14 protein-coding genes are annotated in these 19,103 nt (G+C 66.8%); 13 read left to right on the forward strand and 1 reads right to left on the reverse strand.

Going from position 1 to position 19,103, the window contains the following annotated elements:
- Window positions 1–3: 3 nt before the first annotated feature.
- The 9 genes from N7650_RS03200 (at window position 4) to N7650_RS03240 (ending at window position 12,525) form a co-directional block, all read left to right on the forward strand.
- Window positions 4–954: a DUF58 domain-containing protein gene (locus N7650_RS03200; RefSeq protein ID WP_279897090.1), complete on the forward strand. Its 951-nt coding sequence runs from the start codon at window positions 4–6 to the stop codon at window positions 952–954.
- Complete coding sequence (locus N7650_RS03205; protein ID WP_009403675.1) at window positions 951–1,442, forward strand: DUF4381 domain-containing protein; 492 nt, start codon at window positions 951–953, stop codon at window positions 1,440–1,442. The genes N7650_RS03200 and N7650_RS03205 overlap by 4 nt, the downstream gene beginning before the upstream one ends.
- A complete protein-coding gene (locus tag N7650_RS03210) occupies window positions 1,429–2,424 on the forward strand; it encodes a VWA domain-containing protein (RefSeq protein ID WP_279897091.1) in 996 nt (331 codons plus the stop codon). Before N7650_RS03205 ends, N7650_RS03210 begins: the two co-directional genes overlap by 14 nt.
- Window positions 2,414–3,922: a VWA domain-containing protein gene (locus N7650_RS03215; RefSeq protein WP_279897092.1), complete on the forward strand. Its 1,509-nt coding sequence runs from the start codon at window positions 2,414–2,416 to the stop codon at window positions 3,920–3,922. Before N7650_RS03210 ends, N7650_RS03215 begins: the two co-directional genes overlap by 11 nt.
- Window positions 3,919–4,944, forward strand: coding sequence for a hypothetical protein (locus N7650_RS03220; RefSeq protein WP_279897093.1), 1,026 nt, complete (start codon window positions 3,919–3,921; stop codon window positions 4,942–4,944). The genes N7650_RS03215 and N7650_RS03220 overlap by 4 nt, the downstream gene beginning before the upstream one ends.
- Window positions 4,941–5,948 (forward strand): HAD family hydrolase, encoded by a 1,008-nt coding sequence (locus N7650_RS03225; RefSeq protein WP_279897094.1) that lies wholly within the window; start codon window positions 4,941–4,943, stop codon window positions 5,946–5,948. Before N7650_RS03220 ends, N7650_RS03225 begins: the two co-directional genes overlap by 4 nt.
- Before the next feature lie 69 nt (window positions 5,949–6,017).
- Entirely contained in the window at window positions 6,018–7,595 is a 1,578-nt protein-coding gene (locus tag N7650_RS03230; protein WP_279897095.1) for an arylsulfatase, read from the forward strand.
- Between the two features lie 145 nt (window positions 7,596–7,740).
- Window positions 7,741–10,248, forward strand: a complete 2,508-nt coding sequence (locus N7650_RS03235; RefSeq protein WP_279897096.1) for a fused MFS/spermidine synthase — start codon at window positions 7,741–7,743, stop codon at window positions 10,246–10,248.
- 42 nt (window positions 10,249–10,290) lie between these two features.
- A complete protein-coding gene (locus tag N7650_RS03240) occupies window positions 10,291–12,525 on the forward strand; it encodes a tetratricopeptide repeat protein (protein WP_279897097.1) in 2,235 nt (744 codons plus the stop codon).
- 112 nt (window positions 12,526–12,637) lie between these two features.
- Here N7650_RS03240 and N7650_RS03245 read toward each other — a convergent pair whose 3' ends face one another.
- Window positions 12,638–13,417, reverse strand: a complete 780-nt coding sequence (locus tag N7650_RS03245) for an AraC family transcriptional regulator (protein WP_279897098.1) — start codon at window positions 13,415–13,417, stop codon at window positions 12,638–12,640.
- Between the two features lie 419 nt (window positions 13,418–13,836).
- On the opposite strand from N7650_RS03245, the gene N7650_RS03250 reads away from it, so the two are divergent.
- The 4 genes from N7650_RS03250 (at window position 13,837) to N7650_RS03265 (ending at window position 19,103) form a co-directional block, all read left to right on the forward strand.
- The gene (locus tag N7650_RS03250) at window positions 13,837–15,459 is read left to right on the forward strand and encodes an APC family permease (protein ID WP_009403641.1); all 1,623 of its coding nucleotides are present in this window, start codon (window positions 13,837–13,839) and stop codon (window positions 15,457–15,459) included.
- Window positions 15,460–15,489: 30 nt separating this feature from the next.
- Window positions 15,490–16,416 carry a 4-hydroxyproline epimerase gene (locus N7650_RS03255; protein ID WP_279897099.1) on the forward strand — a complete coding sequence of 309 codons (927 nt, stop codon included), beginning with the start codon at window positions 15,490–15,492 and terminating at the stop codon, window positions 16,414–16,416.
- A 101-nt stretch (window positions 16,417–16,517) separates the two neighbouring features.
- Window positions 16,518–17,465: a dihydrodipicolinate synthase family protein gene (locus N7650_RS03260; protein ID WP_279897100.1), complete on the forward strand. Its 948-nt coding sequence runs from the start codon at window positions 16,518–16,520 to the stop codon at window positions 17,463–17,465.
- Between the two features lie 60 nt (window positions 17,466–17,525).
- Entirely contained in the window at window positions 17,526–19,103 is a 1,578-nt protein-coding gene (locus tag N7650_RS03265; protein WP_279897101.1) for an aldehyde dehydrogenase (NADP(+)), read from the forward strand.

Raw genomic sequence — 19,103 nt, forward strand, 5'->3', positions numbered from 1 at the left:
GCGATGGATGCCCCGCAACAGTCCGCCGACGGACAGGTTTATGTCTCCCTCGCCCAACTGATGGCGCTGGAGTTCGCGGCCCGCGGCCTTAGTTTCATTGCCCGCCAGCCCCGTGCCAGCCTGCTTTCGGGCAACCACGCTTCGCGCCTGCGCGGCCGCGGCCTGGACTTCGACGAACTGCGCCGCTACCAGCCCGGCGACGATCTGCGCCATCTCGATTGCAAGGCCAGCCTGCGCAGCGGCACGCCCATCGTGCGCACCTGGACCGAGGAGCGCGACCGCCCCCTGCTGCTGGTGCTGGACCAGCGCATGTCGATGTTCTTCGGCTCCCGGGTCAGCTTCAAATCCGCGATTGCCGCCGAACTGGCTGCGCTCTGCGCCTGGATCGGACTGAAGGCCGGCGACCGTGTCGGCGCGGTGGTCTTCGACGACCATGAATGCCAGTGCCTGTCGCCCTTGCGCAGCCGGGCCCGGCTCCAGGCGATCTGCGCCACGGCGACGCGCTTCAACCACGGCCTGGCCGCCGACGTCCCCGCCGGCGATTCGCGGCAGAGCCTGGACAACGCCCTGCAACGTTGCCTGCAACTGGCCCGGCATGATCATCTGGTCTGCGTGATCAGCGATTTCGCCGGGGCCAGCGACACCACCCTCAAGCAACTGCGCCAACTGCGTGCGCACAACGATGTTCTGGCCTTGCAGGTCTTCGACCCGCTGGCCCTCGACCTGCCGCAGCAGGGCCGCCTGGTGATCAGCCAGGGCCGGTTGCAAGTGGCCCTGGCCATGGAGCGCCAGCGCATCCGCCAGCCATTGAGCGACTTTCTCGGCGGGCGCCTCAAGGATGTCGCCCACCTGCTGCGGCGCAGCCAGGTGCCACTGCTGATGTTCAGCACCGCCCTCCCAGCCGCCGCGCAATTGCGCCTGGAACTCGGCCGCCTGCGGGAGCTCAAGCCATGACCCGCCAGGTGCCGGACATCGACCAGTTGCAGGAAATCGCCCTGCCCGCGCCGGTCAGCTATTGGCCACAGACCTGGGGCTGGACGGTGCTGCTGATCCTGCTGCTGGCCGCCGTTCTGGTGTGGGCGCTACGTGCCTGGCGCCATTGGCAACGAAACCGCTATCGCCGCGAAGCCCTGGCCCGGCTCGACGCCCTGGAGCGACGCCTGGAACAGCACCCGGACGACTGCCAGGCGCTGCGTGCCCTGCCCGAACTGCTCAAGCGCGTGGCCCTGTCCATGCCTGGCGGCCGCGCCGTAGCGCCGTTGCATGACAGCCAATGGCAAGCTTTCCTGGTCGCCCATGCCAGTGCGCCACTACCGGATAACTTCGCGCAGCTTCTCGCGCACCTGGCCTATGCCCCGCAGGCCCGCCTGCACGAGGTGGACGCCCGCGAACTGCTGCGCCATAGCCGTGCCTGGGTGGAGCAGCATCATGTGGCAGCTTGACTACCCCTGGTTGCTGCTCCTGCTGCCGCTGCCATTGCTCGGCTACCGCCGCCTGCCGCCCTGGCAGGAGGCCCGCAGCGCCGTGCGCATGCCGTTCTTCGACGAGATCAGCCAGGCGACCGGCCAGCGCCCCGACCTGCCGGGTACCCGCCACGACCATTGGCAACTGGCCCTGCATATCCTGGTGGGGAGCCTGCTGTGCTGCGCGGTGGCGCGACCGGTCAAGGTCGAGCCGCCCATCGAACACCAGCAACCGGTGCGCGACCTGATGCTGGCGATCGACATTTCCCAGTCCATGGACAGCGTCGATATGCCCGGCGCGGATGGCCAGCCCGTGTCGCGCATCAGCGCCGTCAAGGCGGTGGTGGCCGACTTCATCCGCCAGCGCCCGCAAGACCGGCTCGGCCTGGTGGTGTTCGGCAGCGGCGCCTTCGCCCAGGCCCCGCTGACCCTGGATCACGCCACCCTGTCGATCCTGCTGGCGCAGACCGATGTCGGCATGGCCGGGCCCAACACGGCCATCGGCGATGCCATTGGCCTGAGCCTGAAGATGCTGGAAAAGGCCGACGAGCCGGAGAAAGTGCTGATCCTGCTCACCGACGGCAACGACACCAGCAGCGCCATCACACCGGCCCACGCCGCCGAAATCGCCGCCGAACGTGGCGTGGTGATCCACACCATCGGCATCGGCGACCCGCAGGCCCAGGCCGAAGCCCGGGTGGACCTGACCACCCTGCAACAACTGGCCGCGAGCACCGGTGGCCGCTTCTTCCGCGCCAGCGACCGCAGCGCCCTGGGCGAGGTCTACCGCACCCTCGATGCGATCACCCCGCATGCCGTGACGACCCTCAGCCACCAGCCGAGGACCGAGCTGTTCTGGCTGCCGCTGGGGTTCGCGCTGATGTCGTTCGTGCTCTTCCACATGCTGGCCTGGTCGGCGGCGCGCTGGAATGAACGGGAGGTAGCGGCCCATGGACATTGATCTGGCTGCCCTGCATTTCCTGCGCCCTGCCTGGCTGTGGCTGTTGCTGCCGGCCCTGCTGCTGCCCCTGCTCTGGCACCGCCAGCAACGACAACGTCTGCACAGCGTGCGCATTGCCGCCCATCTGCTGCGTTATCTGCGCCTCGACGGCCAGCAGGCCAAGGGCGTCAAGCCGGTGCACCTGGCCTGCGCCCTGCTGGCCCTCGGCGCCCTGGGCATGGCCGGGCCGGCCTGGCAGCAGGACCGCCCGGATTTTCTCGACGACCGTGCGCCGCTGTTCATCGCCCTTGACCTGTCTGCGTCCATGAACACCGCCGACATCCAGCCCTCGCGCCTGGAGGCAGCCAGGCACAAGGTGCACAGCCTGATCGAACGCCGTCGCGGCGCAGCCACCGGGCTGATCGCCTACGCCGGCAGCGCGCACCTGGTGATGCCGGCAACCCGCGATCCGGCCCTGCTCGACAGTTACCTGCAAGCGCTGTCCAGCCCGTTGATCGCGCAGGCGGGGAAGGATGTCGCCGGGGTACTGGACGTCACCCGGCAATTGCTGCCGGCTCGAAACGCACCGGCGACCCTGGTGCTGGTCACCGATGGCGCCGACGACAGCCAGTTCGCCACCCTGCAGGTGCCGCCGTCGTTGCAGGTGCTGGTCCTCACGGCGGGCAATGCCGACGGCCAGCCTGGCGGACTCGACCGCAAGGCCCTCGAAGGCCTGGGCAAGGCGCTGGACGCTCCGCTGGGCAGCCTGACCGCCAACGACGACGACCTCGACTGGATCGAAGCCCACGCCCGTCGGCATTTCCAGAACGCCTCGGCAGACGGCGAGCCCCTGCACTGGAAAGATGCCGGCTACTGGCTGTGCTGGCCGCTGCTGCTGATCGCGTTCTTCTGCGTGCGCCGCGGCTGGAGCCTGAACTGGAGCGCGGCGCTGCTGCTCGGCCTGCTGCTGAACGCCCCGGACACACGGGCCAACCCTCTGGTGGACGCTTTTCTTACCCCCGATCAGCAGGGCCGTTGGGCTTTCGAACATCGGCGCTACCCTGCCGCCGCCCGGCATTTCCAGGACCTGTACTGGAAGGGCATAGCGGCCTACAACGCCGCCGACTACGACCTGGCCCTGAGCTGCTTCAGCCGCCTGCACACGGCGCCCGCGTACTTCTACATCGGCAATATCCAGGCGCGCCGTTTCAAGTTCGCCCCGGCCATCGCCGCCTACCGCCAGGCCCTCGTCCTGCAAGCCGACTTCCCGCAGGCACGGGACAACCTGGCCCTGGCCCTCGCCTTGCAGAAGGATGCCGAATCGACCGGCGAAAACGCCCCGGACGTCAAGGCCGACCAGATCGCCTTCGACAAGCCGGCCGGCAAGGACCGCGGCAAGGCTGTGCAAACCCCGCAAGCCGCCTCGGATGCCCTCTGGCTGGACAACCTCAGCACCTCGCCCGGGCAGTTCCTGCAACGCAAGTTCGCCTTGCAGGACGCCGCCAGGGAGGCGCCATGAGACCGATCGCCGTGCTGGTACTCATGTTCCTCGGCCAGGCCGATGCCGCGCCGCAGTTACGGGTGCAGGCACAACTGCCCGACGGCAACCAGGCGGTCGTCGGCCAGACCTTGCCCTTGCAGGTGGATGTGCTCACCGACAGCTGGTTCACCAGCGCGCCGCAACTGCCCGACCTGATGCTGCCGGGCGTGGTGGTCACGCCGCCGGGTGATCGCGCCCAGCATTTGACCCTGAGCCTGGATGGCACGCCCTTCTTCGGCATGCGCTACACCTACCGGCTGACCCTGCGCCAGCCCGGCCAACTGGAGATTCCCGCGCTGCTCGTCAGTGCGCAGCCAGGCAATGCCGACGCCCCGTCGAGCGCCAGTAGCCAGCCGCTGCAGCTCAAGGTGGACTGGCCCCAGGCAGCGGGGCAGAACCTGCCGGTCGCCAGCGACCTGCAACTGAGCCAGACGCTGGAACCAGGCGAAGGCCTCAAGGCCGGCGACAGCGTGACCCGCACCGTCACCCTGCGCGCCACCGATACCCTGCCGCTGATGCTCCCGGTCACCCCGCTGGCCGCCGTGGACGGGCTCAGCCGCTTCGTGAAAAACCCACGCATCACGGCCAGCGACAATTCCGGCGGCCAGCGCATCGACAGCGCCAGCTACCGCATCGAACGCGCTGGCGACTTCCAGCTACCGCCCATCGAAGTGCAGTGGTGGAGCACCCGCGATCACCGCCTGCACAACGCCCGGCTGCCCGCCGTCGGCTTTTCCGCCGCAGCCGCCCCCGCCAACCTCACGCTGTATTCGGTCAGCGAAGACCTGCAACGGCTGGGCCGCGAAGGCACGCTGCACCTGTCCCGCCATTGGCTGGCCGCACTGCTGCTGGTACTGGCCATCGTCGTGACCGGCTATGCAGTGCGCCGCCACGCGCCCTGGCTACGCGAGCGTTACCGGCAATGGCGCCGGCGCCCATCCGCCCGCGAGCGCTACGGACTGCGCCCGCTCAATCCCACGCCACACAGGACCTCACCATGAAGCGCATCCCTGATTGCCGCTGGCTGCTGCTGGCCTTGCTGCTGCTGAACGGGCCGACCCAGGCCCAGGCCCTGGCCTCGTGGAACGACAGCGCGCCGAGGCAGGCGCTGCAACGGTTCGTCGCCGAGGTAACACAGACCGACTCGCCGCAATTCGTCCCGGTAGCCCAGCGCATTGCCGTGTTCGACAACGACGGCACCCTCTGGAGCGAGCAGCCGGCCTACTTCCAGGTGCTGTTCGCCTTCGATGAAATCAGGCGCATGGCGCCCGCCCACCCGCAGTGGAAAACCACCCAGCCGTTCCAGGCCGTGCTGGAGAACGACCAGCAGGCGCTGGCCGCCGCGGGCACGGACGGGCTGATGAAGATCATCGCCGCGACCCACACCGGCATGAGCAGCGAAGACTTCGCCCAGCGCGTGCGCGCCTGGTTCGACCGCGCCCGCCATCCGAAAAGCGGCAAGCCCTACAACGAGATGATCTACCAGCCGATGCTGGAGCTGATGGATTACCTGCGCGAGCAGGAATTCAAGGTGTACATCGTCTCCGGCGGCGACAGCGCCTTCATGCGCACCTTTACCGAGCAGGTCTACGGCGTACCGCCGGAACAGGTGATCGGCTCGGCTTTCGTTACCGAATACCGCCTGGTGGACGGCCAGCCGACCCTGCTGCGCCTGGCCAGGCTGGCACGCAACGACGATGGCCCGGGCAAGCCGGAAAGCATCGACGCGATCATCGGCCGGCGCCCGCTGCTGGCCTTTGGCAATTCCGACGGTGACCTGCAAATGCTGCAGTGGACTGCCGCCGGCCAGGGCCCGCGCTTCATGGGCCTGGTCCATCACACCGATGCCCGTCGCGAATGGGCCTACGACCGCCAGTCCCATATCGGACGCCTCGACAAGGCGCTCGACGAAGCCCGCCAGCGCGGCTGGACCGTGGTCGACATGGCCCGCGACTGGACGCAGGTGTTTGCCTTCGACAATCCACCCAAGGAGCCCACCCGTTAACCACGCAGTACTGCGGCATTCATGGGCCGGCGACAACCCGGCCTGAACGACGAAATGGAGGTAGATCGAATGACACGCTTACGCAGATGGGGACCGAAACTCGCGTTGCTGGCGGCATTGGCCAGCACTGGCGCGAATGCAGCGGACAAACCCAATATCCTGGTGATCTTCGGCGACGATATCGGCCAGACCAATATCAGCGCCTATTCCATGGGGGTGGTCGGCTACCAGACGCCGAACATCGACCGCATCGCCAAGGAAGGCATGCTGTTCACCGATTACTACGCGGAGAACAGTTGCACCGCCGGGCGTTCCAGCTTCATCACCGGGCAGACGCCCTTGCGCACCGGCCTGACCAAGGTCGGCGCGCCGGGCGCCTCGGTGGGCCTGCAGGACCGCGACATCACCATCGCCCAGGCACTCAAGGGCCAGGGCTACGCCACCGGCCAGTTCGGCAAGAACCACCTGGGCGACAAGGATGAGTACCTGCCGACCAGGCACGGCTTCGACGAGTTCTTCGGCAACCTGTACCACCTCAATGCCGAGGAAGAGCCGGAACGCCCGTATTGGCCACAGGACCCGAACGACCCCTACGTGAAGAACTTCAGCCCTCGCGGCGTGGTGCATTCCTTCGCCGACGGCAAGATCGAGGACACCGGTGCGCTGACCACCAAGCGCATGGAAACCATCGACGACGAAACCACCGCCGGTGCCCAGGAGTTCATCAAGAAGCAGGTGGAGGCCGGCAAGCCGTTCTTCGTCTGGATGAACACCACGCGCATGCACGTCTATACCCACGTGCGCGACTCGATGAAGGGCCAGAGCGGCATGCCCGGCAACGAGTATGCCGACGGCATGCTCGAGCATGACGGCGATGTCGGCAAGCTGCTCAAGACCCTCGATGACCTGAAGATCGCCGACAACACCATCGTCGTCTACACCACCGACAACGGGCCGAACCAGTTCTCCTGGCCGGACGCGGCAACCACGCCGTTCCGCAGCGAGAAGGACTCCAACTGGGAAGGCGCCTTCCGCGTGCCGGCGATGATCCGCTGGCCGGGCAAGATCAAGGAAGGCTCGGTGTCCAACGAGATGTTCTCCGGCCTCGACTGGTTCCCGACCCTGCTGGCCGCCGCCGGCGTGCCGGACGTCAAGGAAAACCTGCTCAAGGGCTGGACCCCGGCGTCCGGTGGCAAGAGCTTCAAGGTTCACCTCGACGGCTACAACCAGTTGCCCTACCTGACCGGCCAGCAGCCCAAGGGCGCGCGGGACGAGTTCTTCTACTTCAACGACGATGGCGACCTGGTGGCCATGCGCTGGGGCAACTGGAAGGCGGTGTTCTGCGAGCAACGCCAGCCGGGTGGTTTCCAGGTCTGGCAGGACCCGATGGTATGCCTGCGGGTGCCGAAGGTCTTCAACCTGAGGATGGACCCGTACGAGCGCGCGGACATCGTCTCCGACCAGTACAACGACTGGCTGGTGAAGAACTCCTACCTCACGGCCATCGCTACCCTGAAGGCCAGCCAGTTCCTGGAAACCTTCATCGAGTACCCACCTAGCCAGCACCCGGCCAGCTTCAGCATCGACCAGGTGAGGAAACAGGTGGATGCGAAGATTGCAGAGAAGATGAAGCAGCAGGCCAAGTGACAGAGGTGTGTCGTGGCTGATGGCCCTATCGCTGGCAAGCCAGCTCCCACAGGATTTTGCACAACCTGTGGGAGCTGGCTTGCCAGCGATTAGGCCATCAACAGCACCCTCGATACAGAATTGAAACAAGGATGTTGAGGCCCTGATGTCGACAGCCCGTACCGCCCGTCTCACCCGCGCCACCCGCACCGCCCTGCCCCTGGCCTCGACCCTGCTGGTGGTGTCCGGCGCTGCGGGGCTGATCTACCAGGTCCTGTGGATCAAGCAGCTGTCCCTGGTGGTGGGCGTCGAGGTGCAAGCCATCAGCGCCGGGATCAGCGCATTCTTCGCCGGCCTGGCGCTGGGGGGATGGTGGCTGGGCCGGCATGCCGACCGGCTGCAACGCCCGGTGCGCCTGTACGCGCTGCTGGAACTGGCGGTCGCCGTGCTCGGCGTGGCCGCGACCCTGGCCCTCGGTGCCAGCGCCGGGCCTTTCGCCCGCCTGCAGAACCTGGTCGGCCCCCTCGCCTGGTTGCTGCCGTTCGCCCTGGTGGGCATCCCCGCCTTTCTCATGGGCGGCACCCTGCCGGTGCTGGTCCGTGCCCTGACCAACGACACCAACGCGGTGGGGCGTGCCGGCGGCCAGCTGTACGCGGCCAATACCGCAGGCGCCATCCTCGGCACCCTGCTCGCCGCCTTTTTCCTGCTGCCCCAGCTTGGCGTGCTCGCCAGTGCCAAGGCTGCCGCACTGTGCAACCTGCTGGCCGCCGCCGGTGCCCTGTGGTGGCTGCGCGATACCGGCAGCGCGGCGGTCAACGAAGAAACCAACCAGGCCCTGCGCAGTCGCGGCTCGCGCCTGGCCCTGGCGTTGTATGCCGTGGCCGGCGGCGTCGCACTGGGCTACGAGGTGATCTGGTCGCAAGCCATCGTGCCCTTCATGAGTACTCGCGCCTTCGCCTTTGCCGTGGTGCTTTCCAGCTACCTGGCCGGGCTGATGCTCGGCAGCGCCCTGATCGCCCGGCGGGTGCACCGGCTGCGCGATCCCTGGGCCTGCTTCGCCCTGCTGATCGCCGCTGCCGGCCTGATCGCGCTGCTGGAGATCGCCGGTCTCGGGCGCTGGCTGATCGCCCTGCAGACCCAGGCCGAAGCGGCGGTGCTGGCACTGGGCGGCAGCGCCCTGGGCGGGATGAGCGCGCGCTTTGCGGTCGCCGCGCTGAGCATCGTGCTGCTGCCCACCACCCTGCTGGGCGCCGCCTTTCCCCTGGCCTTGCACCTGGCCAGCGAACGCGGGCATGTGGGCCGTGATGTCGGCTCGGTGGTGGCGCTCAATACCCTCGGCGGAATCATCGGCGTGACCCTGGCGGGCTTCGTGCTGGTGCCGCAATTCGGCCTGGTACGCAGCCTCGGCCTGCTCGGGGTGCTGGCCGGGCTGGTGGCGCTGATCGCAGTGCTTGCCAGCCAGGGCACGGCGCGCAAGATGCGTGCAGCGGTGCCGGTCATTGCGCTGGCCAGCCTCGTCCTGGCCGTGCTGACCCCGCCCCAGCGCCTCGCGGAACTGCTGCCCGGTGCGCGCAACGGCACCCTGGTGTTCTACGAGGAAGGACGCGGCGGCACCGTCGCCGTGGTCGAACAGCAGAAGCGCCAGGGCAGCTTCCGCCGCCTGTATATCCAGGGCGTCTCCAACACCGGCGATGCCATGCCGTCGCTGCGCTACATGCGCCTGCAAGCCTTGCTGCCGCTGCTGATCCACAACGGCGAGCCGCGTTCGGCGCTGGTGATCGGCCTGGGCACCGGCATTACCGCCGGCGCCCTGTTGCGCTACCCGGGGCTGGAACGGCGGGTGGTCGCCGAGCTGCTGCCAGCGGTAGTCAAGGCTGCGCCACTGTTCCAGGGCAATTACCAGGCAACCGAAGACCCGCGTCTCGACCTGCGTCTGCGCGACGGACGCCGCGAGCTGCTGGTCAGCCCGCAGGCCTACGACCTGATCACCCTGGAGCCGCCACCGCCCTCTGCGGCCGGCGTGGTCAACCTGTATTCGCGCGACTTCTACCAGCTCGCCGCCGCGCGCCTGAACGAACACGGCATCGTTGCCCAATGGCTGCCGCTGCCGACCCAGAACGAAGACGACAGCCGCGCCCTGGTGCGCAGCTTCCTCGATGTATTCCCCCATGCATCGCTGTGGACCAGCGAGTTCCACGAGATGCTGCTGGTGGGTTCGTTGCAACCGCTGAAATTGGATGCCGCGCGCATTGCCGAGCGCCTGCGGCAACCCGAAGTACGCGACACCCTCGCCGCCGTCGGCGTCGATTCGCCGGCCGCCCTGCTGGCCACCTGGGTTACCGACCGCCACGGCCTGGAGCGTTTCGCCGGCGACGCCGCCGCAGTGACCGACGACCAGCCGCGCATCGAATACGCGCCCTGGGTGCGCAGCGACGAGATCGTCCGGGTCTTGCCGGGCCTGCTGGCCCTGGCCACGCCGGTACCGCTGGAAAACGCCGACAGCCTGCTGAAACTGCAGATCGCTGATCAACGCCGGCGCCTGCTGCGGTTCTACGAAGTGGGCCTGACCGCTTACCGCGGCCAGCGCGAACGTTGGGCCCGGCAAGTGCCGGAAGTGCTTCGGGAAGACGCCGGAAATCCGTACTATCGCTGGTTCCTGGGCCTGCAACCCTGAGCGCCGCGCAGGCCCCATTAGAAAAAAGATACGGAAATCCGCATGTCGAAAAAGCCTGATGTGGTCTCCCCTGCGCGCCACCGCAGTGCGCTCTGGCCGGTCCTGGCTGGGTTGTTGTTGCTGGTTGTCGCGGGCGTCTGGTTCGCCCTGGACCGAGGGCCGGCGCCGTTGCCGGTGACCACGCCACGCGCGGCGCCGGTCGCCGACGCCAAGCCCGTACGCCCGGCGCCGCATTTGGTGGACGAAAACCAGTGCCAGGGCTGCCACAGCCAGCAAGTCGAGCACTGGAAAGGCTCCCACCACCAACTGGCGATGCAGGTGGCGGACGACGCCAGCGTGCTCGGCAACTTTGCCGATGTCACCTTCAAGAGCGACCGCGAGACGACCCGTTTCTTCAAGCGCGACGGCGGTTTCTGGGTCAACACGCCGGGTAGCGACGGCAAACCGAAGGACTTCCCGGTGGCCTATGCCTTCGGCATCGAACCCTTGCAGCAGTACCTGATCGACACGGGCGCCGGGCACTTGCAGGCGCTGGGTGTCGCCTGGGATACCCGGCAGAACACGTGGTTCCACCTGTACCCGGGCCAGGGCGTGGACTTCAGGAACCCGCTGCACTGGAGCAAGCCGCAGCAGAACGCCAACTTCATGTGCGTGGAGTGCCATACCACCGGTTTCAAGCGTAATTTCAGCGCCGCCGCAAACAGTTTCTCCAGCCAGTGGCAGAGCCTTGGTGTAGGTTGCCAAGCCTGCCATGGCCCGGCCTCGGATCACCTCGAATGGGCGACGAAAAAGACCCCGCTCGACCACGCCGGCTTCCAGCAAAGCCTGCTGGGCGGCAACAACCTCAAGGAAGTGGAAACCTGCGCCCGCTGCCATGCGCGCCGGGCGCCGCTGGGCGATGGTTTCGTCGATACGCACCGGCTGATGGACGACTTCCTGCCCAGCCGCCTGACCCGCGAGCTGTATGAACTCGACGGCACGATCAAGGACGAGGTGTTCGAATACGGCTCCTTTACCCAGAGCAAGATGTTCGCCAAGGGCGTGCGTTGCAGCAACTGCCATGAGCCCCACAGCACACGGCTGCGGGCCGAGGGCAACGGGGTCTGCCTGCAATGCCACAACCCGGCGGGCAAGACCAGCGTGGCCGGGGTCGATGGCAGCGGCCTCAAGGCCAGGGACTATCAGTCACCCGAGCATTACCAGCAGGTGCCGGGGCTTTCGGGTTCGCAGTGCGTGGATTGCCATATGCCGGGCAAGTTCTACATGGTCAACGACTGGCGGCATGACCATGGTTTCAGCATTCCGCCGCAGGCCCGGGCGCTGCTCGGTGACAGCCCGACCCAGCGCTACGCCCAGAGCCTCGATGCCTTGCGCAGCGGCAAGCCGGGCGCGGCAGCGGCGCTGTTCGAACAACTGCAACGCAATGACCTGCCAGCGATTCGCCGGGCCACCCTGCTGGCCGAGCTGCCCAACTATCCCAGCCAGCGCGCCCTCGAACTGGCCTCAAGGGACCTGCGCAACGACGGACCGCAAGTGCGGCTTGCTGCCGTGGAAGCCCTGGCTGCACTGCTGCCTGGCGAACAGCGGGTGCAGCCACTGGCGCCGCTGCTCAAGGACCCGATCCGCGCGGTCCGCACTGCGACCGCCTACGCCCTGTTACCGGCGCGCCAGGCGGTATCGGGCGCTGATTTCGACAAGGCGCTGGGTGAATACGAGCAGGTCCAACTGAGCCTGCTGGAACGGGCCGAGGCCAATCTCAACCTGGCGATGCTCTATCGCGCCACCGGGCGGCTCGACCAGGTCGAGCCCCATCTTCGCGCGGCGCTGGTGCGCGACGAAGGCTTCGATCCGGCGCGGGTGGCGCTGGTGCAATGGCTTGATGGCCAGGGACAGCAGGCGCAGGCGCGGCAGTTGCTGGACGACGGGCTGGCGCGGCATCCCGAATCGGCGCTGTTGCAGCACGCCAAGGGCCTGGCGCTGGTGCGTGCCGGGCAACGGGACGAAGCGCTGAAGGCCCTGCGCAAGGCCGCAGAACTGGAGCCCGGCAACACCGGCTTCGGCTATGTGCTGGCAGTGGCGCTGCATGACCAGGGCCAACGTGGCGCGGCCATGGCGCAATTGTCGAAGAGCCTGGAGCAGCAGCCGTACAACCGCGATGTACGGCTGGCGCTGATGCATTACCTGCAACAGGCGGGCGAGGTGGACAAGGCCAACGGGCTGGTCGAGGCGTTAAGGGCGATCAATCCGGAGGATCCGATGTTGCAGCCGAGGTCGTGAAGTGTCGGTGTCGCTGATGGCCTCATCGCTGGCAAGCCAGCTCCCACAGGTCTTGTGGGAGCTGGCTTGCCAGCGATGAGGCCGGTAAAAGCCACAAGTGGCCGTAGCGGCCTCAATCCCCCAACCCCATCGCCCGCCGATACTGCTTCGGCGTAAACCCGGTCAACTGCTTGAACTGCCGGGTGAACGCGCTGTGGTCGGTGTACCCGCACTGCAAGGCCACCTCGGTGATCGGCAGCCCCGTCGACAACAAGCGGTGCGCATGCTCCAGGCGTACCTTGTGGATCATCTGCCGCGGCGTGAGGTGGAACACGCGCTTGCAGTAGCGCTCCAGTTGCGCCACGGAAATCCCGGCGATCCGGGTCAGTTCGTTCAAGGTCACCGGGCGATGGAAATGGGTGCGGATGTATTCGTCCACGGCCCCCAGGCGCTCGTAGCCCGGGTGCGCGGAACTGGCAGATTGCAGGTCTACCGATACGCCGGCCAGGCCGATGATCTGCCCCTCGCGGTTGAACAGCGGCCGCTTGTGGGTCAGGCACCAGCCCGGCTCGCGCGAGCCATACAGGTGCAGTTCCAGCTGATCTTCCAGTACCCGCCCTTCCTGCAGAACGCGCCGATCCTGCTCGGTATAACCCGGCCCGAATTGCGCCGGAAAAACTTCGGCACTGGTCTTGCCCAGCAACGGTTTCAAACTTTTCAGGCCACAACGCTGAACCAGCGCAGCATTGGCCAGCAAATAACGCGCCTGTACATCCTTGATGAATATCGTCGCATTGGGAATGGCGTCGAACAGCGGCAGCAGGCAGGCCAGCCCGGATAACAACTCCTCGATAGTAATGGGTCGATAGTGATCGTTGCCCTGGAACAGGATGGCAAATGCATTGGGGTTCACGTGAGGGTGCCTCCGGTTCCTGACCGACTGGTAAAAATCCGCTCGTACTTCAAGCCGGACGCCAGCTTGCCGCAGCCGGGCATGGCTGTCGAGCAGCGCGCCAAACCTGACGGGGCGCGGCCTGCAAGGCTTCAGAAATTTCCCAAGAATGTTGTCGAAATTTCCTAACTATGCCGATTTCGTCATTTCCAGTGGAGAAAAACATCAAGCGCCAAGGGCCTCGATGGGTTCACTGTATGGGCATTGCCCGGGTCGTCGAAGTGCACTGGCGGCTTATCGGCAATAGCACTTTCAGGGGCGGGCGATTAGGCCGGCCAATTGAAGTGGAAGTATCGGAGAACAACGCTCCAGAACTCGCGAACATGTTTTAACAGTGACATCCACCCTGCCTATCCAATAACCCACAAGAAGGCAACGCCATGTCAGGCAAGTTCAAGAAACAATTGTCGTTGATAGACCTCACCTTTATCGGGCTGGGCGCGATATTCGGCTCCGGCTGGCTGTTCGCAGCAAGCCATGTATCCGCCATCGCCGGCCCCGCCGGGATCTTTTCCTGGCTGCTCGGCGGCTTCGCCGTGCTGCTGCTGGGCATCGTCTACTGCGAGCTGGGCGCGGCATTGCCCCGGGCCGGTGGCGTGGTGCGTTACCCGGTGTATTCCCACGGTCCGCTGCTTGGCTACCTGATGGGCTTCATCACCCTGATCGCCTTTTCCAGCCTGGTCGCCATCGAGGTGGTCGCCGCACGCCAGTACGCCGCCGCCTGGTTCCCGGAATTGACCAAGAGCGGTTCCAGCGACCCGACCCTGCTCGGCTGGCTGGTGCAGTTCAGCCTGCTGTGCCTGTTCTTCGTGCTGAACTACAACAGCGTGAAGACCTTCGCCAAGTCCAACAACCTGGTGAGCATCTTCAAGTTCATCGTGCCGCTGCTGGTGATCGGCGTGCTGTTCACCTTCTTCAAACCCGACAACTTCACCTCCCACGGCTTCGCCCCGTTCGGCCTGTCGGGCGTGGAAATGGCGGTGTCTGCCGGCGGAATCATCTTCGCCTACCTGGGCCTGACCCCGATCATCTCGGTGGCCTCGGAAGTGAAGAACCCGCAACGCACCATCCCCATCGCCCTGATCCTTTCGGTGCTGCTGTCCACCGCCATCTACGCCCTGTTGCAGATCGCCTTTCTCGGCGGCGTGCCAAGCGACATGCTGGCCAACGGCTGGGCGGGCGTGACCCGGGAGCTGGCCCTGCCCTATCGCGATATCGCCATCGCCCTTGGTGTCGGCTGGCTGGCCTGGCTGGTGGTGGCCGATGCGGTGATCTCCCCCAGCGGCTGCGGCAACATCTACATGAACGCCACCCCACGGGTGGTCTATGGCTGGGCCCGGACCGGCACCTTCTTCAGCATCTTCACCCGCATCGACGAGAAATCCGGCATCCCGCGCCCGGCGCTTTGGCTGACCTTCGGCCTGTCGGTGTTCTGGACCCTGCCGTTCCCGTCCTGGGAGGCGCTGATCAACGTGGTGTCCGCCGCGCTGATCCTCAGCTACGCCGTGGCCCCGGTGACCGTCGCCGCCCTGCGTCGCAACGCCCCCGAGCTGGTGCGTCCGTTCAAGGTCAGGCACATGGCGCTGCTCGGTCCGCTGTCATTCATCATCGCCGCGCTGATCGTCTACTGGTCCGGCTGGAAGACCGTGTCCTGGCTGCTCAGCCTGCAGATCCTGATGTTCGTCATCTACCTGCTGTGCGGTCGCTTCGTACCCACCATGCACCTGAGCATCGCCCAGCAGGTGCGTTCCTCGGCCTGGCTGATCGGCTTCTACGCCGCGACCATCCTGCTGTCCTGGCTGGGCAGCTTCGGCGGCATCGGGGCCATCGGCCATCCGTTCGACACCCTGGCCGTCGCCCTCAGCGCCCTGGGCATCTACTACTGGGGCGCGGCGACCGGCGTTCCGGCGCACCTGGTGCAGGTGGATGCCGAAGACCACGAAAGCGAAGCCGAGAACGAGCGCCCACATGCACCACTCGTGGTCAGCCCACGGGTGTCCTGAACCGAACCATCCAATGAAGGGGACAGCTTCATGAAACGCATCCACGTGATCGACTCCCATACCGGCGGCGAACCGACGCGCCTGGTACTGGAAGGCTTCCCGGAGATCGCCGGGGAGACCATGGCGCAAAAGCGCGACACCCTGCGTGAACAGCACGACCAATGGCGCCGCGCGTGCCTGCTGGAACCGCGCGGCAACGATGTGCTGGTCGGAGCGCTGCATTGCGCGCCGGTCTCGGCGGATGCCACCTGTGGCGTGATCTTCTTCAACAACGCCGGCTACCTGGGCATGTGCGGCCACGGCACCATCGGCCTGGTCAACTCGCTGCAGCACCTCGGCCTGATCCAGCCCGGCGAGCACCGGATCGATACGCCGGTCGGCACCGTCAGCGCCACCCTGCACGAGGATGGCCGGGTCACCGTGGGCAACGTGCCGTCGTACCGCTATCGCCGGCAGGTCGAGGTGTCGGTGCCAGGCCATGGCAACTTCCTTGGCGATATCGCCTGGGGTGGCAACTGGTTCTTCCTGGTCAGCGAACATGGCCAGGACCTGCGCCTGGACAACGTGGAGCACCTCACCGACCTCACCTGGAAGATGCTCCGGGCCCTCGAAGCGCAAGGCATCACCGGCGAAGGCGGCGCGCTGATCGACCATATCGAACTGTTCGCCGACGACGCCACGGCCGACAGCCGCAACTTCGTCATGTGCCCGGGCAAGGCCTACGACCGCTCGCCCTGTGGCACCGGCACCAGCGCCAAGCTGGCCTGCCTGGCCGCCGACGGCACGCTGGAGCCCGGGCAGACCTGGGTCCAGGCAAGCATCACCGGCAGCCGCTTCGAAGCCCGCTACGAGCGGGACGGCGAGAGGATTCGCCCGTTCATCACCGGGCAGGCCTTCATGACCGCCGACAGCACCTTGCTGATCGATGACGCGGATGCGTTTGCCTGGGGCATTTGAGTCGCCCATTCGATCGCAATCGCTGGCAAGCCAGCTCCCACAGGGTTCGCGGCGCGCTGGCTTGCCCACCACCTGACTGAACAATCCAAAGGACCACCACCATGACCAGCAACATCTTCACCGGCACCATCCCGGCCCTGATGACCCCATGCACCGCAGAGCGCAAACCCGACTTCGATGCCCTGGTGCGCAAGGGCAAGGAGCTGATCGAGATCGGCATGAGCGCCGTGGTGTATTGCGGCTCCATGGGCGACTGGCCGCTGCTGACCGAGGCCGAGCGCCAGGAAGGCGTGGCCCGCCTGGTCGCGGCCGGGGTGCCGACCATCGTCGGCACCGGCGCGGTCAACACCCGCGAAGCGGTTTCCCATGCCGCCCACGCCGCCAGGGTCGGTGCCCATGGCCTGATGGTCATTCCCCGCGTGCTGTCCCGCGGTGCCTCGCCGGTGGCCCAGGAAGCCCACTTTGGGGCCATCCTCGAAGCCGCACCGAACCTGCCGGCCGTGATCTACAACAGCCCCTACTACGGCTTCGCCACGCGCGCCGAGCTGTTCTTCAAGCTGCGCCGCAAATATCCCGGCCTGATCGGTTTCAAGGAATTCGGCGGCGCCGCCGACATGCGCTACGCCGCCGAGCACATCACCTCCCAGGATGACCAGGTGGTGCTGATGGCCGGCGTCGATACCCAGGTGGTGCACGGCTTCGTCAACTGCGGGGCCACCGGGGCAATCACCGGGATCGGCAACGCCCTGCCCCGCGAAGTCCTGCTGCTGGTCGAGCTGAGCAAGCGTGCCGCCCGCGGCGATGCCGTCGCGCGCAGCCGGGCGCTGGAGCTGTCCGAAGCCCTGCACGTGCTGTCCACCTTCGACGAAGGCTGCGACCTGGTGCTGTATTACAAGTACCTGATGGTGCTCAACGGCGACCTGGAATACACCCTGCACTTCAACGCTACCGACGTGCTCAGCGACGCCCAGCGCAACTACGCGCACAGCCAGTACACCCTGTTCCGCCAGTGGTTCGCCAACTGGTCGAGCACGCACAACCTGGCCTGACCCACCGCTATCCGGCCGGCGGCCTGCCGCCGGCCCCGAATTCCTTTTCCAGGAGGCGCCATGACCCTGACAGGCAAGATGCTCATCGGCCAACAGGCCGTTACCGGCAGCCGCGAAGCGATCCGCGCGATCGATCCGGCCACCAACCTGCTGCTGGATCCGCTGTATCCGGGCGGCACCCTCGCCCAGGTGGAACAGGCCTGCGCCCTGGCCTGGGCAGCCTTCGACCGTTTCCGCGAAACCTCGCTGGAGGCCCGCGCGACCTTTCTCGAAACCATCGCCGCGCAGATCGAAGCACTCGGCGATGTTCTGATCGACCGCGCCGTGGCCGAGAGCGGCCTGCCCCGCGCCCGTTTGCAGGGCGAACGCGGCCGTACCTGCGGCCAGTTGCGCAGCTTCGCCCGCACCGTGCGTGCCGGGGAATGGCTCGATGTGCGCGTCGACAGCGCCCAACCCCAACGCCAGCCACTGCCCCGCGCCGATCTGCGCCAGCGCCAGGTTCCGCTGGGCCCGGTGGCGGTGTTCGGCGCGAGCAATTTCCCCCTGGCCTTCTCGGTCGCCGGTGGCGATACCGCCTCGGCCCTGGCGGCCGGCTGCCCGGTGGTGGTCAAGGCCCACGGCGCCCACCCGGGCACCAGCGAACTGGTCGGCCAGGCCGTGGCCCGTGCGGTGCAGGTGTGCAACCTGCCGGAAGGGGTGTTTTCCCTGCTCTACGGCTCCGGCCGTGAAGTGGGCATCGCCCTGGTGTGCGACGAGCGAATCAAGGCCGTGGGCTTCACCGGCTCGCGCAGCGGTGGCATCGCCCTGTGCCAGGCCGCCCAGGCCCGGCACGAACCGATCCCGGTGTATGCCGAGATGAGTTCGATCAACCCGGTGTTCCTCTTTCCGGCAGCTCTTCAGGCCCATGCTGAAACCCTCGCGCAAGGCTTCGTCGCATCACTGACCCAGGGCGCTGGGCAGTTCTGCACCAACCCCGGGCTGGTCATTGCCCGCCAGGGGCCGGACCTCGACCACTTCATCGCCAGCGCAGCGCAGCACATCTGGCAGAGCCCGGCACAAACCATGCTCACCCCAGGGATATACAGCGCCTATCGCAGTGGCATCGAGGCCCTGGGCGCCAATCCGCATGCCGATATCGCTGCCACGGGCACGCCTGCCGAAGGGCCCAACCAGTGCCAGGCCCATTTATTCGTCAGCACTGCCCGGGATTTCCTGGGCGACCCGAGCCTGCAGGCGGAAGTCTTCGGTTCGGCGTCGCTGGTGGTCACCTGCGAAGATGAACGGGAGATCCGTGAGGTCGCTGAACACCTGGAAGGCCAATTGACCGCTACCCTGCACCTGGACGACGCCGACCTCGACCAGGCCCGCGCCCTGCTGCCGGTGCTGGAGCGCAAGGCCGGGCGCCTGCTGGTCAATGGCTGGCCGACCGGGGTGGAAGTCTGTGACGCCATGGTCCATGGCGGCCCCTTCCCGGCCACCTCGGACCCGCGCGCGACCTCGGTGGGCACGGCGGCGATCCGGCGCTTCCTGCGCCCGGTGTGCTACCAGGATTTCCCCGACAGCCTGCTGCCGGTGGCCCTGCAACACGGCAACCCGCTGCATCTGCGGCGGCTGCTCGATGGCGAGCGAGAAGCCTGA

Source organism: Pseudomonas sp. GD04058 (assembly GCF_029836855.1).
Classification (GTDB): Bacteria; Pseudomonadota; Gammaproteobacteria; order Pseudomonadales; family Pseudomonadaceae; genus Aquipseudomonas; species Aquipseudomonas bharatica.